At 69.7% G+C, this 16,547-nt stretch carries 13 protein-coding genes, 2 tRNA genes and 1 pseudogene; all 16 read right to left on the bottom strand.

Annotated features, from left to right (window positions below; genetic code table 11):
* Positions 1 to 37: 37 nt before the first annotated feature.
* The 16 genes and pseudogenes from JRG78_RS00080 to dnaA all read right to left on the bottom strand — a co-directional run bounded on the left by JRG78_RS00080 (position 38) and on the right by dnaA (position 16,547).
* Positions 38 to 1,168: an aminotransferase class V-fold PLP-dependent enzyme gene (locus JRG78_RS00080; RefSeq protein ID WP_259606999.1), complete on the bottom strand. Its 1,131-nt coding sequence runs from the start codon at positions 1,166 to 1,168 to the stop codon at positions 38 to 40.
* Positions 1,169 to 1,248: 80 nt separating this feature from the next.
* Entirely contained in the window at positions 1,249 to 2,118 is an 870-nt protein-coding gene (panB, locus tag JRG78_RS00075) for a 3-methyl-2-oxobutanoate hydroxymethyltransferase (RefSeq protein ID WP_259606998.1), read from the bottom strand.
* Entirely contained in the window at positions 2,115 to 2,507 is a 393-nt protein-coding gene (panD, locus tag JRG78_RS00070) for an aspartate 1-decarboxylase (RefSeq protein ID WP_259608217.1), read from the bottom strand. The genes panB and panD overlap by 4 nt, the downstream gene beginning before the upstream one ends.
* On the bottom strand, positions 2,507 to 3,358 hold the full coding sequence (gene panC, locus JRG78_RS00065; protein ID WP_259606997.1) for a pantoate--beta-alanine ligase: 852 nt from the start codon (positions 3,356 to 3,358) through the stop codon (positions 2,507 to 2,509). Before panC ends, panD begins: the two co-directional genes overlap by 1 nt.
* On the bottom strand, positions 3,355 to 4,113 hold the full coding sequence (locus JRG78_RS00060) for a DUF2520 domain-containing protein (protein WP_259606996.1): 759 nt from the start codon (positions 4,111 to 4,113) through the stop codon (positions 3,355 to 3,357). The genes panC and JRG78_RS00060 overlap by 4 nt, the downstream gene beginning before the upstream one ends.
* 223 nt (positions 4,114 to 4,336) lie before the next feature.
* Positions 4,337 to 4,409, bottom strand: a tRNA-Ala gene (locus JRG78_RS00055).
* 35 nt (positions 4,410 to 4,444) lie between these two features.
* Positions 4,445 to 4,518: transfer RNA gene (locus JRG78_RS00050), tRNA-Ile, on the bottom strand.
* 52 nt (positions 4,519 to 4,570) lie between these two features.
* Entirely contained in the window at positions 4,571 to 5,374 is an 804-nt protein-coding gene (locus JRG78_RS00045) for a DUF4097 family beta strand repeat-containing protein (RefSeq protein ID WP_272653456.1), read from the bottom strand.
* A pseudogene (locus JRG78_RS00040) lies at positions 5,371 to 5,970 on the bottom strand (LuxR C-terminal-related transcriptional regulator); the annotation flags it as partial. The pseudogene JRG78_RS00040 and the gene JRG78_RS00045, both read right to left, overlap by 4 nt.
* Before the next feature lie 478 nt (positions 5,971 to 6,448).
* Positions 6,449 to 6,853, bottom strand: coding sequence for a DUF3566 domain-containing protein (locus JRG78_RS00035; RefSeq protein ID WP_259606994.1), 405 nt, complete (start codon positions 6,851 to 6,853; stop codon positions 6,449 to 6,451).
* On the bottom strand, positions 6,850 to 9,399 hold the full coding sequence (gyrA, locus tag JRG78_RS00030; RefSeq protein ID WP_259606993.1) for a DNA gyrase subunit A: 2,550 nt from the start codon (positions 9,397 to 9,399) through the stop codon (positions 6,850 to 6,852). Before gyrA ends, JRG78_RS00035 begins: the two co-directional genes overlap by 4 nt.
* A gap of 204 nt (positions 9,400 to 9,603) precedes the next feature.
* Entirely contained in the window at positions 9,604 to 11,742 is a 2,139-nt protein-coding gene (gyrB, locus tag JRG78_RS00025; protein ID WP_259606991.1) for a DNA topoisomerase (ATP-hydrolyzing) subunit B, read from the bottom strand.
* A gap of 118 nt (positions 11,743 to 11,860) precedes the next feature.
* Positions 11,861 to 12,346, bottom strand: a complete 486-nt coding sequence (locus tag JRG78_RS00020; protein ID WP_259606990.1) for a DUF721 domain-containing protein — start codon at positions 12,344 to 12,346, stop codon at positions 11,861 to 11,863.
* Positions 12,343 to 13,503, bottom strand: coding sequence for a DNA replication/repair protein RecF (recF, locus tag JRG78_RS00015; protein ID WP_272653455.1), 1,161 nt, complete (start codon positions 13,501 to 13,503; stop codon positions 12,343 to 12,345). Before recF ends, JRG78_RS00020 begins: the two co-directional genes overlap by 4 nt.
* 93 nt (positions 13,504 to 13,596) lie before the next feature.
* Positions 13,597 to 14,739: a DNA polymerase III subunit beta gene (dnaN, locus tag JRG78_RS00010; protein ID WP_259606988.1), complete on the bottom strand. Its 1,143-nt coding sequence runs from the start codon at positions 14,737 to 14,739 to the stop codon at positions 13,597 to 13,599.
* Between the two features lie 416 nt (positions 14,740 to 15,155).
* Complete coding sequence (gene dnaA / locus JRG78_RS00005) at positions 15,156 to 16,547, bottom strand: chromosomal replication initiator protein DnaA (protein WP_259606987.1); 1,392 nt, start codon at positions 16,545 to 16,547, stop codon at positions 15,156 to 15,158.

Genomic DNA, 16,547 nt, shown 5'->3' with positions numbered 1-16,547 from the left:
CGTCGCGCGGGCCGGGTCCGCGTCGGGGAGTCCGCCCTCAGCGTCCCATCGCGTCGAGGGCGGCTTCCAGACGCGCGACCGTGCCGTCCACGTCGTCGAGCTTGTCGAGACCGAACAGCCCGACCCGGAAGGTGGAGAAGGACTCCGGTTCGCCGCAGTGCAGCGGCACGCCGGCGGCCACCTGCAGACCGTGCTCGCGGAAGGCGGCGCCGCTGCGCAGCGCGGGATCGTCGGTGTGCACGACGATCACGCTCGGCGCGGCGAATGCCGGTGCGGCCACCGACGGGAGCCCTCGTGAGGCGAGCAGGTCGCGCACCCGCCCACCCAGCTCGAGCTGCGCGGCGCGGAGCACGTCGTAACCGCGGTCGCGCGTCTCGACCATCTGCCGCAGGTTCCGGGCGATCGTGTCTGTCGGCATGGTGGAGTGGTATGCCGCCGACCCGTCGCGGTATCCGTCGGCGATCGCGAGCCAGCGCGCGAGGTCGAGCCCGAAGCTCGTCGCGGTGCCGGATGCCACGGCCGCGCGCCCCGCCGGGCTGAGCATGACGTAGCCCACTCCGGGACTCCCGCTCCAGCCCTTCTGCGGGGCGCTGATCAGCACATCCACGCCGAGCGCCGCCATGTCCACGCGCATCGCGCCGGAGGCGATGCCGTCCAGCACCAGGACGCCGCCGACCTCGTGCACCGCCGCGGCGAGCGCGGCGACGTAGTCGTCGGGGAGGATGATGCCGGCGGCCGTCTCGACGTGCGGGGCGAAGACGACCTCGGGCCGGGCCTCGCGGATCGTGCGGACGACCTCCTCGATCGGGGCCGGACTCCAGCTCGCCTGCGCACCCTCACGGTCCGGGCGCGCCGCGCACACGGTCGTCTCCGCGGCGATGGCGCCGGCATCCAGGATCTGCGACCAGCGGTACGAGAACAGTCCGTTGCGCACGATCAGCACGCGCCGGCCGGTCGCGAGCTGACGGGCCACCGCCTCCATCGCGAGGCTTCCGCCACCGTTCACGAGCGCGACGCCGTCGGCGTTGTACGCCTCGCTCAGGATGGCGAGGGTCTGCTGCATGACCTCGACGAACCGGGCGGACATGTGGTTGAGCGAGCGATCGGTGAAGACCACCGAGTACTCCAGCAGGCCATCGGGATCGACATCGGCATGGGGAAGGCTCATGCCCCCAGCCTGTCACAGCCGACAGCGGACGACGCTCGCGAGGCCGCGTTCGATGATCCGCTCACCGGGTCGGTGGTTCGTCACAGGGAGCGGATCGACTCCCGCATCCGCTCCGCCTCGGCATCCGGCATCCCGTACGTGTGCTCGGGCGCGGGGTAGGCGCCGGTCCGCACGTCCTCGACGTAGGCGGCGACTCCCGCCTGCATCCGCTCGCGCAGCCCGTCGTACCTCTTCACGAACCGGGCGGCGGGGCCGTCGTAGATGCCGAGCAGGTCGTGGAAGACGAGCACCTGCCCGTCGGTCGCCGGCCCGGCGCCGATCCCGATCACCGGGATGCGCAGCAGGGGCACGAGCGCCTCGGTGACCGCGGCCGGCACGGCCTCGAGCACGAGCGCGAAGCATCCCGCGCCCTGCAGCGCCAGCGCCGCCCGGCACAGCTCCTCCGCCTCCGCGGCGGTGCGGCCCTGCGCGCGGTAGCCGCCGAGGGCGGTGGCGGTCTGCGGCGTGAGGCCGACGTGGCCCATCACCGGGATGCCGGCGCGGACGATGGCCCGAGCGCGGTCCACGGAGGTGCCGCCGCGCTCGATCTTGACGGCGTCGCAGCCGGTCTCCTTGACGAAGCGCTGCGCCGTGGCGACGGCCGTCTCGTCGGATGCCTCGTACGACCCGAACGGCAGGTCGGCGATCATCAGCGCCCGCCGCAGCCCGCGGCGGACGGCCCGGGCGAGCATGATCATCTCGTCGACGGTGACCGGGACGGTGCTGTCGTAGCCGAGCACGGTCATCGCCGCCGAGTCGCCGACGAGCACGGCGTCGACCCCGGCGGCATCCGCCACCTGCGCACTGGGATGGTCGTACGCGGTGACCATCGCGATCGGCTCGCCGGCCGCCTTCTTGGCGGGGAAGTGGGCCAGACCCAGGCGCGAGGTCGCCTCCGCGTGCGCGCTCATGCGGACGCCGGGGTGAGCAGGGTGCCGACGGCGTCGTCGACCGCGAGGACGGCGTTGCTCCGGTCGACGTGCACGACCACCGGCCGGTGGTTCTGCAGTTCGGCCCCGTCGTACTCGGCATAGGAGATGACGATGATCGTGTCGCCGGTGTGCACCAGACGGGCCGCGGCGCCGTTGACCTGGATCACTCCCGAGCCCCGCTCGCCCGCGATCGTGTAGGTCTCGAAGCGGGCGCCGTTGTCGACGTCGACCACATGCACCTGCTCGTGCTCGAGGATGTCCGCTGCGTCGAGCAGATCGGGATCGATCGTGATCGAGCCGACGTAGTGCAGGTCGCTGCCGGTGATCGTGGCGCGGTGGATCTTCGACTTCAGCATGGTGCGGCGCATCATGCGTCTCCTCTCAGCAGGGTGTTGTCGATGAGGCGGACGCCGCCGACGTGCGCGGCCACCGCGAGCAGAGCCTCGCCCTCGACGTGCGACAGTTCATGCAGGTCCTGGGCGTCACGGAGTTCGAGGTACTCCGGCTCGACGCCGGCGGCCGCGAGCTCGGCGCGGGCGGCGGCGATGAGCGCTCCGGCGTCGCGCTCGCCCGCCGCGGCGGCGCGTTCGGCTGCGGCGAGGGCGCGGTGCAGGGCGGTCGCCCGCTCACGCGATTCCGGATCGAGGCGGACGTTGCGCGAGCTCATCGCGAGGCCGTCCGGCTCCCGGACGATCGGGCACGCGTCGATCCGGACCGGGAGGTTCAGGTCGCGCACCAGGCGCCGCACCACGAGCACCTGCTGCGCGTCCTTGCGACCGAAATACGCCACGTCGGGGGCCACGATGGCGAAGAGCTTGGCGACAACGGTGGCGACGCCGTCGAAGTGCTCGGGTCCGCGGTACGCGCCGCAGAGCACCTCGGTGATGCCGGACACGTGGATGCGGGTGGCAAAGCCGTCCGGGTACATCTCGGCGGCGGAGGGGACGAACAGGATGTCGACGCCCTCGGCCTCGGCGAGCGCGGCGTCGCGCTCCTCGTCGCGGGGGTAGGTACTCAGGTCGTGTGCGGCGTTGAACTGCGTCGGGTTGACGAACAGGGAGACCACGACGAGGCCGTGCGCGGCGCGGGCGGTGCGCATCAGGGAGAGGTGTCCCTCGTGGAAGGCGCCCATGGTGGGCACGAACCCGACGGTGCGGCCCTCGCCGCGGGCGGCGGACACCGCGTCGCGCACCTCGGCGACCGTGCGCAGGATCCTCATGCGTTCTCCTCCCTGCTCCCGGGGGAGCGCGTGGCCGCGATCGCACGGGTGCGGATGCTGAGCGCGTCGAACAGCGGCAGCAGCTCGGGCAGCTCGGTCACGGCGGTCCGCTGGCGCGCCACGGTCTCCTCGTCGCCGCGGGCGATCGGGCCGGTCAGCGCCGCGGCACCGTGCGCCACCCAGTTCTCGACGGTGCGGCGCACCAGCGGGGCGAGCATGGCGCGCGCCTCGCGGGGACGGATGCCGGCGACCCCGGCCATCCGCTCGGCGGCGTCCTCGATGGTGACGAGGAAGTTCGAGGCGAAGGATGCGGCGGCGTGGTACGCGGCACGCGCGTGCGCGGGGAGGACGAAGGGCTGCGCGCCGAGCGTCACGGCCAGAGTGCGGGCGACCGCGAGTCCGTCGTCGTCGTGCGCGTCGATCGCGCAGGCGATGCCGTGGAACGCCTCGGCCGGTTCGCCGCCGGTGAAGGTCTGCAGCGGATGCCAGCCGAAGTCGACCGCGTCGAGCGGTGCGGCGCCAGAGGTGTGCCCGAGCAGCCGCGCGGAGGGCCGTGCCCGGGCCGCGACCGCGGGGATCGCGGCATCCGGCACGCACAGCAGCACGACCTCGGCGGGCGGAACCGGCTCACCCCGGCCGACCGGACCGTGCACCTCGACGCCGGCCGCGCGGAGCGCGCGGGCGAGGACGAGGCCCAGCCGGCCGGGTCCGACGATGCTCACGCGGGTGAGCGCAGGGGTGCGGGAGATGCTCATGGCGGTTCGCGCGGGGTCGGCGCGCGTGACGAGTATCCGCCCGAGGCCGGACACCGCACAAATCGAAGATCAATCCACCAAAGCAACGACGGTCAGAATACGCGGATTGCCGCCTTTCCAGGAGCCTGTCTTTGCATCCTGCTCCGGGCCTCGTCGCGCATCGCCGTCGGAGACAAGAAGACCCCGCCGGAGCGGGGCCTTCTCGAACTGTCTCAACACAGTGTGGAGCCTAGGAGATTCGAACTCCTGACATCTTGCTTGCAAAGCAAGCGCTCTACCAACTGAGCTAAGGCCCCGTGCGGCGCGGGACCGCGGGTTTCCGCGAACGGAGTGGGGCTACCAGGACTTGAACCTGGGACCTCTTCATTATCAGTGAAGCGCTCTAACCGCCTGAGCTATAGCCCCGTCAACCTCCAAGAGGTTACCGGATGCCGACGAAAAATCCGAATCGGGGCGTTCAGTCCTCCCGGTGCAGGTCGATGCTGCCCGCCGCGACGGTGGCGGTGATGGTCCGTCGGGCGTCCGGGGACGAGCGAAGCTCGCTGTCGATCGACCCGGCGGTGCGCTCCAGACGCACGTCGTACTCCTCGTCGGGCACGGTGAGATCGAGGGACCCGGCGGAGACCTCGGCGGTGACGGCATCCGGCGCCGAGGTGAGCTCGGCGCGCAGGCGGCCGGCGGAGACCCGGTAGTCCGCCTCGCGGACGCCGGTGAGGCTGATGTCCGCGCGGCCGGCGTTGACCTCGGCGTCGAGCGCGGTCGCGGCGCCCTCCAGGTTCAGCGACCCGGCGCCGACGTCGATGCGGACGACGCCGAACTCGCCCTCCGCATCGATCCGCCCCGCCTGCAGGTCGAGGCCGAGATCCGCGCCGGCCAGCTCGGCGGGCAGCGTCAGGGTGGCGGTGGTGCCACCGCGCAGCCAGTCCGGACCGAACCAGTTCCAGCCGCGGTCGGGCCCGTGCACGACGAGTTCGCCGCCGTCGGCGCGGAGCGACCAGCCCCGGGCATCCGGTCCGCTCACTTCGAGCCGCGCCTGATCTCCGTCGCCGAAGCGCACGGTCAGGTCGGCGCCGCCGACCTCGACGTCGATCGCCTCCACGCCGTCGACGTCCACGGCGCGCGTCTGGTCGGTGCTGCTCAGCTGGAACCCGGCGGTCACGGCCGCCGAGGCACCGGTGGTCGTGAGCACCGCCCCGCCCACGACGGCGGTGAGGACCGTGATCGTGGTGAGCCCGGCTCTGGTGGTTCCGGTCGCGTTCATCGCGTGCCTCCTGGAGTGGTCGGTGCGGCGCTGCCGCTGTTCTCGATGTGGGCGAGCGCCGCGAGCACCCGCCGGTTGCCGTCCTCGGGTTCGAGCCCGAGCTTCTGGAAGATGGAGGTGATGTGCTTCTCGACGCTGGCCTCGCTGAGGAACAGCAGGCCGGCGATGGCGCTGTTGGACTTGCCCTCGGCGATCAGGGCGAGCACGGAGCGCTCCCGCTCGGTGAGGCGCAGCATCCGCTCGTCGCGGTTGCGCCGCGCGAGCAGCTGGGCGACGACTTCGGGGTCGAGCACGGTGGCGCCGGCGCGGATGCGTTCGACGGACTCCACGAACTCGGCGACGTCGGCGACGCGGTCCTTGAGCAGGTAGCCGAGCGGCCCGGCCTGCGCGGAGATGAGGTCGGCCGCATACCGTTCCTCGACGTACTGCGACAGCACGAGCAGCGGCAGCCCCGGGTGCGCGGTGCGCAGTGCCAGGGCGGCACGGATGCCCTCGTCGGTGAACGTCGGCGGCAGCCGGACGTCCAGGATGCACAGATCGGGGGACTGGGAGGCGACCGCCTCGTCGAGCCCGTTCGTGTCGGGGAGCGCGGCGACCGCGGGCGACCTCGAACCAGGCCAGGCCGAACAGGCCGTACACCAGGCCGACGAGCAGGATGATGCCGATGCCGGCGGCGAGGATCAGCCCCAGGCCGAGGCCGAGGATCGCGGTGAACGCCGCCAGCAGAGCGGAGCCGATGACGCCGAGCGCGGCGAGCTCGAGGATCGTCAGCAGGATGCGCAGCCGCGCCTTCCCGCCCTCACGCCCTTCCGCGGGGACGGGCGACGGCGGTGCTTCCCCTGCGGGGGGCGGCATCAACGGCGTCGGATTCGTGGTCATGCCCCCACGCTACGACCGCCCGTCCTCCCCGCGACACCGCCCTACCCCCACACTCCCCCTCGGGTTTCCCCTACCCGAAGCGGCGGAGGGCCCCACTCTGCGAGCGGAGGGAAGGCGTCCGCCCCGACCCCCCGGAACCTGCGAGCGGAGGGAAGGCGTCCGCCCCGACCCCCCGGGGTCAGCGAAAGGCAGAAGTCAGTTCGACATGAAGCCCACGAGCAGCCCGCCCGTGACCTTGACCGCGAGGTTGTAGATGCCGGCTGCGACAGCGCCCAGGACCGTGAACACGATGAGGTTCAGAATGGAGACGACCGCCGCGAACGCCATCACCCGCGGCAGCCCGATCAGCGACGTGAGCTCGATCTCCCCCCCGGTCATGGTGCTCAGGAACTCGCTGGCCTGGGCCAGCACGCTCGTCGCCTGCAGCACGAGATAGATGAGGAAGAAGGAGACCATGGTGACGATCGCCAGCGCGACGGCGCCGAGGAACGACAGCTTCACAGCCGACCAGAAGTCGACGTAGACCAGGCGGAGGCGCACCTGCTTGCCGGTGGTCTTGCGCGTGGACTTCTTCGCCAGCTTGTCGGCTACCGTGCTCATGCGTCTGTTTCCTCAGGGGTCGGGGTGGTCTCGGAGGTCTCGGGGCCGGATTCCGCCTCGTCCTCTCCGAGGCCGCGCTCGGTGTTCCGCGCGATCGCGAGAATCCTGTCGTCCGCTGTGGTCCGGGCGAAGACGACACCCATGGTGTCGCGGCCCTTGGCGGGCACCTCGGCCACGGCAGAGCGTACCACCTTGCCGCTGGACAGAACCACCAAGACCTCGTCGTCCTCGGAGACGATGAGACCGCCCGCGAGCACCCCGCGATCGTCGTTGAGTTTGGCGACCTTGATGCCCAGTCCGCCGCGTCCCTGGACCCGGTACTCCGACACCGCCGTGCGCTTCGCGTAGCCGCCGTCGGTGACGACGAACACGTATCCGTCCTCGGTGGCGACGGATGCCGAGAGCAGGGTGTCGTCGCCGCGGAAGCTCATCCCCTTCACGCCCTCGGTGGCGCGGCCCATCGGGCGCAGCGCCTCGTCGGTGGCGTTGAAGCGCAGCGACATGCCGTTGCGCGAGATGAGCAGGATGTCGTCGGTCTTGTCGACCAGCAGCGCGCTGACGAGCTCGTCGCCCTCGCGCAGACGGATGGCGATGACGCCGCCCTGGCGGTTGGTGTCGTAGTCGCCCAGGCGCGTCTTCTTGACCAGTCCCCCGCGGGTGGCGAGCACGAGGTACTCGGCCGCCTTGTAGTCCGGGATGTCGAGGATCTGCGCGATCTTCTCGTCGGGCTGCAGCGCGAGCAGGTTCGCCACGTGCGTGCCCTTCGCGTCGCGGCCGGCCTCGGGCACCTCGTACGCCTTGGCGCGGTACACCCGGCCCTTGTCGGTGAAGAACAGCAGCCAGTGGTGGGTGGTGGTGACGAAGAAGTGCTCGACGATGTCGTCGGCGCGCAGCTGGGCGCCCTTGATGCCCTTGCCGCCGCGGTGCTGGGAGCGGTAGTTGTCGCTGCGGGTGCGCTTGATGTACCCCTCGCGGGTGACGGTGACCACCATCTCCTCCTCGGGGATGAGGTCCTCCATCGACATGTCGCCGTCGAAGCCGTGCAGGATGTGCGTGCGGCGCTCGTCGCCGAAGCGGTCGACGATCTCGGTGAGCTCCTCGCGGATGATGGCGCGCTGACGGGCCGGGTCCGCGATGATCGCGTTGTACTCGGCGATCTGCGCCTCGAGCTCGGTGGCCTCGTCGATGATCTTCTGCCGCTCGAGGGCCGCGAGGCGGCGCAGCTGCATCTGCAGGATCGCGTCGGCCTGCAGATTGTCGATGTCGAGGAGCTTCTTCAGTCCCTCGCGCGCGTCGTCGACCGTGGGGGAGCGGCGGATCAGCGCGATCACCTCGTCGAGGGCGTCGAGCGCCTTCAGGTAGCCGCGCAGGATGTGCATCCGCTCCTCGGCCTTGCGCAGCCGGAACCGGGTTCGGCGCACGATGACGTCGAGCTGGTGCTCCAGCCAGTGCATGATGAAGCCGTCGAGAGCGAGCGTGCGCGGCACGCCGTCGACGATCGCCAGCATGTTGGCGCCGAAGTTCTCCTGCAGCTGGGTGTGCTTGTACAGGTTGTTCAGCACGACCTTCGCGACCGCGTCCCGCTTCAGGACGACGACGAGGCGCTGGCCGGTGCGATCGGAGGACTCGTCGCGGATGTCGGCGATGCCGGTGATCTTGCCGTCGCGGGCCAGCTCGCCGATCTTCACGGCGAGGTTGTCCGGGTTCACCTGGTACGGCAGCTCGGTGATGACAAGGCAGGTGCGGCCCTGGATCTCCTCCACCTCGACGACCGCGCGCATCGTGATGGAGCCGCGGCCGGTGCGGTAGGCCTCGTGGATGCCCTTGGTGCCCAGGATCTGCGCGCCGGTGGGGAAGTCGGGACCGGGGATGCGCTGGATCAGGCCCTCCAGCAGCTCCTCGCGCGGGAGGTCGGGGTGCTCCAGCGCCCACAGCGCGGCATCCGCCACCTCGCGCAGGTTGTGCGGCGGGATGTTCGTGGCCATGCCGACGGCGATGCCCACCGACCCGTTGACGAGGAGGTTCGGGAAGCGGGACGGCAGGACGTCCGGCTCCTTGGTCTGCCCGTCGTAGTTGTCGGAGAAGTCGACGGTCTCCTCTTCGATGTCGCGCACCATCTCCAGCGCGAGCGGAGCCATCTTGGTCTCGGTGTACCGGGGGGCGGCGGCGCCCATGTTGCCGGGGGAGCCGAAGTTGCCCTGGCCGAGGGCCAGCGGGTAGCGCATCGACCACGGCTGGACGAGGCGGACCAGGGCGTCGTAGATCGCCGAGTCGCCGTGCGGGTGGTACTGACCCATCACCTCGCCGACCACGCGGGCGCACTTCGAGAACGACTTGTCGGGGCGGAAGCCGCCGTCGTACATGCCGTAGATGACGCGGCGGTGCACCGGCTTCAGCCCGTCGCGGACGTCGGGCAGGGCGCGGCCGACGATGACGGCCATGGCGTAGTCGAGGTACGACCGCTGCATCTCCGCCTGCAGGTCGACCTGGTCGATCCGGCCGTGCTCGTGTGCGGCGTTCGGGTCGGGGCGTTCTTCGTCAGTCATGTGTCCGTATCCGGTCGTTGAGCGAGCGGAGCGGGACGAATCGCCTGCTGCTCGCGGGCTGCAGGATCTTCGCTTCGTTCGCAGAGCGGGGGCCCCGGCGCTGACGCGCCACCCCGATGCTCACTCCGCGAAGATCCCTTCGCCCTCTGTTCTGTTCAAATGGCACTGCTCACGAGCAGCGGTGGTGTTTGTGTGTAGGGGTTGTCAGATGTCGAGGAAGCGGACGTCCTTGGCGTTGCGCTGGATGAAGGTGCGGCGGGATTCGACGTCCTCGCCCATCAGCACGCTGAAGATCTCGTCCGCGGCCGCGGCGTCGTCGATGGTCACCTGGCGGAGCGTGCGGGTGGTGTGGTCCATGGTGGTCTCCCACAGCTCCTTGGCGTTCATCTCGCCGAGACCCTTGTAGCGCTGGATGCCGGCATCCTTCGGGATCCGCTTGCCGTTCGCCAGGCCGTCGCGCAGCAGCGCATCGCGCTCGGCATCCGAGTACACGTACTCGTGCGGCGCGTTCGTCCACTTCAGCCGGTACAGCGGCGGCATCGCGAGGTAGACGAAACCGGCCTCGATGAGCCCGCGCATGTAGCGGAACAGCAGCGTGAGCAGCAGCGTCGTGATGTGCTGACCGTCGACGTCGGCATCCGCCATCAGCACGATCTTGTGGTAGCGGGCCTTCTCGATGTCGAAGTCCTCGCCGATGCCCGTGCCGAAGGCCTGGATCATCGCCTGGACCTCCTTGTTGCCGAGGGCCTTGTCGAGGCGCGCGCGCTCGACGTTCAGGATCTTGCCGCGCAGCGCCAGGATCGCCTGGGTGTGCGGGTCGCGGCCCTGCACCGCCGAGCCGCCGGCCGAGTCGCCCTCGACCAGGAAGATCTCGCTGATCGACGGGTCCTTGCTGGTGCAGTCCTTGAGCTTGTCGGGCATCGCGGCCGACTCGAAGACGCTCTTGCGGCGGGCGGTCTCGCGCGCCTTGCGGGCCGCGATGCGGGCGGTGGCCGCGTCGATCGCCTTGCGGATGACGTTCTTCGCCTGGTTCGGGTTGCGCTCGAACCAGTCGCCGAGCTGGTCGTTCACGACCTTCTGCACGAACGCTCGCGCCTCGGTGTTGCCCAGCTTGGTCTTGGTCTGGCCTTCGAACTGCGGTTCGCCGAGCTTGATCGAGATGACCGCGGTGAGACCCTCGCGCACATCCTCGCCGGAGAGGTTGTCCTCCTTCTCCTTGAGGATGTTGTTCGCACGGGCGTACCGGTTGACCAGGCTGGTCAGCGCCGCGCGGAAGCCCTCCTCGTGCGTTCCGCCCTCGTGCGTGTTGATCGTGTTCGCATAGGTGAACACGTTCTCGGTGTAGCCCGTGGTCCACTGCATCGCGATCTCGAGCGAGATGCGCCGGTCGGTGTCCTCCGACTCGAAGGCGATGACCTCGTCGTTGACCACCTCGGCATGACGCACCCGGTTCAGGTACTCGACGTAGTCGACGAGGCCGCGCTCGTAGAGGAAGTCGTCGTCCGGCTGCTTGAGGACGACAGTGCCCTCCTCCTCCACCTCGTACGCGGAGTCCGGACGCTCGTCGCGTAGCGTGATCCGCAGCCCCTTGTTCAGGAACGCCATCTGCTGGAAGCGGGTGCGCAGCGTGTCGTAGTCGAAGTCGACGGTCTCGGTGAAGATCGCCGGGTCCGGCCAGAACGTGATCGTGGTGCCGGTCTCGTCGGTCTCCTCCCCCTTCTCGAGAGACTGCTGCGGCACGCCGCCGTTCGCGAAGCTGTGCCGCCAGACGTGACCCTGGCGCTTGATCTCGACCTCGAACCGGGTGGAGAGCGCGTTCACCACGGAGGAGCCGACGCCGTGCAGACCGCCCGAGACCGCGTATCCGCCGCCGCCGAACTTGCCGCCGGCATGCAGGATCGTGAGGACCACCTCGACCGTGGACTTGGTCGGGTCGGAGGAGTGCGGGTCGACCGGGATGCCGCGACCGTTGTCGACGACGCGGATGCCGCCGTCCTCGAGGATCGTGACCTCGATGGTGTCGCAGTAGCCGGCCAGCGCCTCGTCGACGGAGTTGTCGACGATCTCGTACACCAGATGGTGCAGGCCGCGCGGGCCGGTCGAGCCGATGTACATGCCCGGGCGCTTGCGGACGGCCTCGAGGCCCTCCAGGATCTGGATCGCGTCGGCGCCGTACTCGCCGGGCACGCGCTTCGCGTTCGCCTCCGCGCCGTTCGCCTCCGAGCCCGAAGCCTCGGAGCCCGTCGCCCCGGAGCCCGTTGCCCCGGACCCTGAGTCCGTCGAAGGGTCGGGGGTGCCCCCGGTCGTCGATCCGTTGTCGTCAGCGGGGGTTTCAGGCGTCATCAGAAGGCGTTCTCCAGATCGTGGGGTGCCCGTCCATTCTAGTGGGTCGCGGGGGTCGGATGCCGTGCCAAACGCCTTGTGTGGCGTTCTGAGCGCGTCAGGGTGCCTTCGTGGTGCCCTACCCGTAGGTGTCCCGTGGACCCCGTCCGGGGACGACTCGCGGTCCCCACTTCCAGGACGGGACATCCGGTCCGATGAACCGAAGGTTCTCCACGCCGGCATCCGGATACCGCCTGCCGATCTCGGTGAGGATCACCGCCCGCATGAACTGCAGGTTCTTCGCCCACGCCGTCGAATCGCACTTCACGGTGAGGATGCCGCGCTCGAGCGACACCGGCTCGGAGTGCTTCGCGGTGTCGGCGCCGGCGAGTTCGGCCCACTGCCGCACCAGATCCTCGGCGGCGAGGGTCTTCTCCCATCCGGACTCCTTGGTGAAGGAGTCGAGGATGTCGCCGAGCCGGCCCGGGTCTCGGCCGGGGGTGAACGGCGCGTTCTCGTCGTCGTCGGTGATGCGCCGCTTGCGCTTCCAGTTCTTCGCGCTCGGCTTCAGCCCGCGCAGGCGCAGGTAGGTGGCGACGGTCTCGGGGGTCTCCGGCTCGGTCATCCCGCGTCCTCGCGCTCATCCGTGATCGTCCCGGCGTGGATCCGCACCACGTGGCGGTGCAGCGCGTCGGGGATGTCCTCCTCGACCGCGGCGGTCACGATCACCTGCTCGTACCCGGAGGTGAGGGAGGCGAGCCGGCGCCGCCGGTCGGCGTCCAGCTCGGCGAAGACGTCGTCGAGGATCAGCACCGGGTCGCCGGCCGGCGACTCGGCCCGGAGCAGCTCGGCGGATGCCAGGCGCAGCGCGAGCGCGACCGACCACGACTCCCCGTGCGAGGCGTAGCCCTTCACCGGCAGGTCGCGGACGCGGAGCACGAGGTCGTCGCGGTGCGGGCCGACCAGGGTGAGACCGCGGTCGAGCTCGGTGTCGCGCTTGGTGCGCAGGGCGCCGCGGAACAGCTCCTCGATGTCGCCGCGGACGTCCTGGGATTCGGCCGGCGCGTCCTCCTCGGGGTCGCCGCCGCGGACGGACAGCGCCCAGTCCAGCTCGGGACGGTGATCCGCGCCGGCGATCGCGGTGTAGGCATCCGTCAGCGGCTGCTGCAGATCCTCGGCGAGGTGGAGCCGCGCGTGGATGATCTCGGAGCCGAGCGCGATCAGCTTGTCGTCCCACACGTCGAGGGTGGTGAGCGCGTCGCCGCGGATGCCGCGGGCGCGCGCGGACTTGAGCAGAGCGGTGCGCTGGCGCAGCACCCGGTCGTAGTCGGCGAGCACTGCGGCCATACGCGGGGTGCGCTGGATGAGCAGCTGATCGGCGAACCGGCGCCGCGCGGACGGGTCGCCGCGCACGATCTGCAGATCCTCGGGGGCGAACAGCACGACGTGGGCGTAGCGGGGGAGCTCGTTCGTCTTCGCCGGCGAACCGTTGATGCGCGCCTTGTTCGAGCCCTGCCGGTTCAGCTGCATCTCGACGAGCACGGTGCGCTGGGCGTGCGCGAGCCGGGCGCGGATGACGGCGAACTCCTGCCCGTCGCGCACCATCGGGGCATCCGACGACACCCGGTGCGACCCGAGCATCGCGAGGAAGACGACCGCCTCGGCGAGGTTCGTCTTGCCCTGGCCGTTGCGGCCGACGAGCACGTTGGGGCCCGGATGCAGGCGGAGATCGGCGGTCGCATAATTGCGGAAGTCGACCAGGTTCAGGTGCTCCACAATCACCGCATCAGCCTACCTTCGGGCTCGGACGCTCCGGCCGGCGGCGGCCGTTGAGGAGCACCGCCGCAGGCGGAGCGAGACGAAGCGCGGTTCGGGTCAGCGCAGCAGCAGGTTCGGCTGCAGGAGGTACTTGAACGAGTCGGAGCCGGCCTGGTCCACCGAGGTCTGGCTCGTCACCAGGATCGGGCTGAGCTTGTTGGCGTTCTCCGAGGACGTGAAGGTCACGCGGACGAACTCGCTCTTCACGGCGCTGAGCGCCTCGAGCAGGTACTGCGGGTTCAGGCCGAGGGTGACCTCGTCGCCGCCGGTGAGGTGCGCGTCGACGGACTCGGATGCCCGGGCCTGCTCGCTGCCCGAGGCGTCCATGGTCACGGTGTCGGTGCTGAAGGTGAACTTCAGCGGGGCGGAGCGGTCGAGCACGAGGGAGACGCGCCGGACGGCCTCGATGAGGTCGGCGGTGTTGATCACCGCGTAGTGGTCGGTCTGCTCGGGGAACAGGCGCCGCACGGGCGGGAAGTTCCCCTTGATCAGCAGAGAGGTGACGGTCTTGTTGCCGGCGGTGAACGCGATGATCTCGCGGTCGCCAGCACCGGAGAAGGCGACCTCGATGTTGCCGGCGTGCGCGAAGGTCTTGCCGACCTCGGTGAGGGTGCGCGCCGGCACGAGCGCGGTCTGCTCCGCGCCCTCGCCATCCCACGGCACGTCGCGCAGCGAGACGCGGTATCGGTCGGTGGCGACGAGGCTCAGGCTGGTGCCGGAGACCTCGAGCTGCACACCGGTGAGCACGGGGGTGACGTCGTCGCGGGAGGCCGCGAAGGCGACTTGGGCGATCGCGGTGCCGAAATCCTCGGCGGGGACGACGCCGGTGGAGCCGGAGACCTCGGGGATCGAGGGATATTCCTCGACCGGCATGGCCGCCAGCGTGAACCGCGCGGATCCGCACGTGACCGCGATGCCGCCGTCCTCCTCGACCGCGACCTCGATGGGGGCGTTCGGGAGCCGGCTGGCGATGTCGGAGAGCAGGCGCCCGTGCACCAGGATCGTGCCGGGCTCCTCGACCGAGGCCTCGATGGTGGTGCGCGCGGATGCCTCGTAGTCGAACGCCGAGAGCGTCAGTCCCTCGGCGGATGCCTCGATGAGCACGCCGGCGAGGATGGGCTGCGGGTTGCGCTGAGGCAGCAGCTTGACGACGAAGGACACGGCTTCGCTGAACACATCGCGGTTGACCTGGAACCTCACGGGCGCTCCCTCGTTGTCGTTGCAGCGCAGTGGACCCACTGCAGGCCATCCCATGCTAGTCGTACGACGCGGAGCGCCCGCTACACCGCATCCGACCTGCATCGGACCCGCATCCGTCTCCGCTCCGACCCGGCATCCACATGTCTCTGGTCATCGGAGAGCCCTTCACCAGGGAGAGATCTCTTAACGGTGTTAACAGCTGTGGATTGTGTGGATAAGTCGGTGGATATCAGTCGCGAGTAGGAAACTACACGCGTGTGAGATGTGGAATCCCTGAGGAATCCGCGGGTTTCCGGGCTGTGTCCCGATCACGTCGCCGGTCGAGTTATCCACAGACACCGGTGATCGAGCGGGGGCGCGGGAGCGATTCTCCACACGTTATCCACAACACCTGTGGGCGGAGGCGCGCTCCCGCGTCAGCGGCGGCCGAGCTGGGTGGTGATCTCGGTCACCTGGTTGTAGATCGAGCGGCGCTCCTTCATGAGCTCGCTGATCTTCTTGTACGCGTACATCACCGTGGTGTGATCGCGGTTGCCGAACAGCTGACCGATCTTCGGAAGGGACAGGTTCGTGCGCTCACGGCACAGGTACATCGCGATCTGCCGGGCCGTGGCGATCTGCTGCGAGCGGCTGGAGCCGTACAGGTCGTCGACCGTGAGCTTGAAGTACTGCGCGGTGGCCGTGATGATGTCCGTCGGCGAGATGATGTTGTCCTCGGCCGTGTCGATGATGTCGCGCAGCACCGTCTGGGCCAGGGAGATGTCCAGCGACGAGCGGTTCAGGCTCGCGAACGCCGAGACGCGGATGAGGGCGCCCTCGAGCTCGCGGATGTTGGACGACACGACCGTCGCGATGTACTCGAGCACCTCGTCGGGGATGTGCAGGGCCTCGCTCTGCGCCTTCTTGCGGAGGATCGCGATGCGTGTCTCCAGGTCGGGCGCCTGCACGTCGGTGATGAGACCCCATTCGAAGCGGCTGCGCATCCGGTCCTCGAAGCCGGTGAGGTGCTTGGGCGCGACGTCGCTGGTGATCACGACCTGCTTGTTGTGGTCGTGCAGCTGGTTGAAGGTGTGGAAGAACGCCTCCTGCGTCTCCGCCCGGCCCTGCAGGAACTGGATGTCGTCGATCAGCAGGATGTCGACGTCGCGGTAGCGGGCCTGGAACACGGCGCCGCGGTTGTTGGCGATCGAGTTGATGAAGTCGTTCGTGAACTCCTCGCTGGAGACGTAGCGCACCTTGACGCCCGCGTACAGCGACTGCGCGTAGTCGCCGATGGCGTGCAGCAGGTGGGTCTTGCCGAGGCCGGAGTCGCCGTAGATGAACAGCGGGTTGTACGCCTTGGCCGGCGCCTCGGCCACGGCGACGGCCGCGGCGTGAGCGAAGCGGTTGGACTGGCCGATGACGAAGTTGTCGAAGGTGTACTTCGGGTTCAGCCGCGACTCGTGACGGATCGGCGTGGGCTGCTCGATCGGGGACTCGTGCCTCGCCGGCTCCGGAGAGGCGAAGTCGGGGACGGAGATGGGAGCGGTGGGCTGGTCGGCGAGCTCGTGGTTGACGACGGTCCGGTACGAGGTCACCTCGTCGCCGGCGTTGGACAGCGCCTCCATGATCGGGATGCGGAGGCGCTTGTTGATCTGCGCGGCGGTCAGGTCGTTCGGCACGTCGAGGTACAGCACGCCGCTCATCACCCCGGCGGGGACGACGAGGCTGAGGAAGCCGTGCAGCTGCGGGGTGACCCGCTCGTCCTCAGCGAGGCGGTCCAGAACCGTCGACCAGATGGGGACGTCGGGCTGGGCTGCAGAAGACAT

Origin of the sequence: Microbacterium sp. EF45047, assembly GCF_028472845.1 — a bacterium.
GTDB classification, from domain to species: Bacteria; Actinomycetota; Actinomycetes; order Actinomycetales; family Microbacteriaceae; genus Microbacterium; species Microbacterium neungamense.
Note: the sequence above shows the minus strand (reverse complement) of the source record. Positions and strands in the feature narration are given on the sequence as shown.

Bases quoted from the DNA above. Each gene is read 5' to 3' on its own strand.
- JRG78_RS00045 (WP_272653456.1), bottom strand. From the start codon at position 5,374: ATGAACGCGACCGGAACCACCAGAGCCGGGCTCACCACGATCACGGTC.
- panD (WP_259608217.1), bottom strand. From the start codon at position 2,507: ATGCGCCGCACCATGCTGAAGTCGAAGATCCACCGCGCCACGATCACC.
- dnaA (WP_259606987.1), bottom strand. From the start codon at position 16,547: ATGTCTTCTGCAGCCCAGCCCGACGTCCCCATCTGGTCGACGGTTCTG.
- JRG78_RS00080 (WP_259606999.1), bottom strand. From the start codon at position 1,168: ATGAGCCTTCCCCATGCCGATGTCGATCCCGATGGCCTGCTGGAGTAC.
- JRG78_RS00020 (WP_259606990.1), bottom strand. From the start codon at position 12,346: ATGACCGAGCCGGAGACCCCCGAGACCGTCGCCACCTACCTGCGCCTG.
- panB (WP_259606998.1), bottom strand. From the start codon at position 2,118: ATGAGCGCGCACGCGGAGGCGACCTCGCGCCTGGGTCTGGCCCACTTC.
- gyrA (WP_259606993.1), bottom strand. From the start codon at position 9,399: ATGACTGACGAAGAACGCCCCGACCCGAACGCCGCACACGAGCACGGC.
- gyrB (WP_259606991.1), bottom strand. From the start codon at position 11,742: ATGACGCCTGAAACCCCCGCTGACGACAACGGATCGACGACCGGGGGC.
- JRG78_RS00060 (WP_259606996.1), bottom strand. From the start codon at position 4,113: ATGAGCATCTCCCGCACCCCTGCGCTCACCCGCGTGAGCATCGTCGGA.
- panC (WP_259606997.1), bottom strand. From the start codon at position 3,358: ATGAGGATCCTGCGCACGGTCGCCGAGGTGCGCGACGCGGTGTCCGCC.
- JRG78_RS00035 (WP_259606994.1), bottom strand. From the start codon at position 6,853: ATGAGCACGGTAGCCGACAAGCTGGCGAAGAAGTCCACGCGCAAGACC.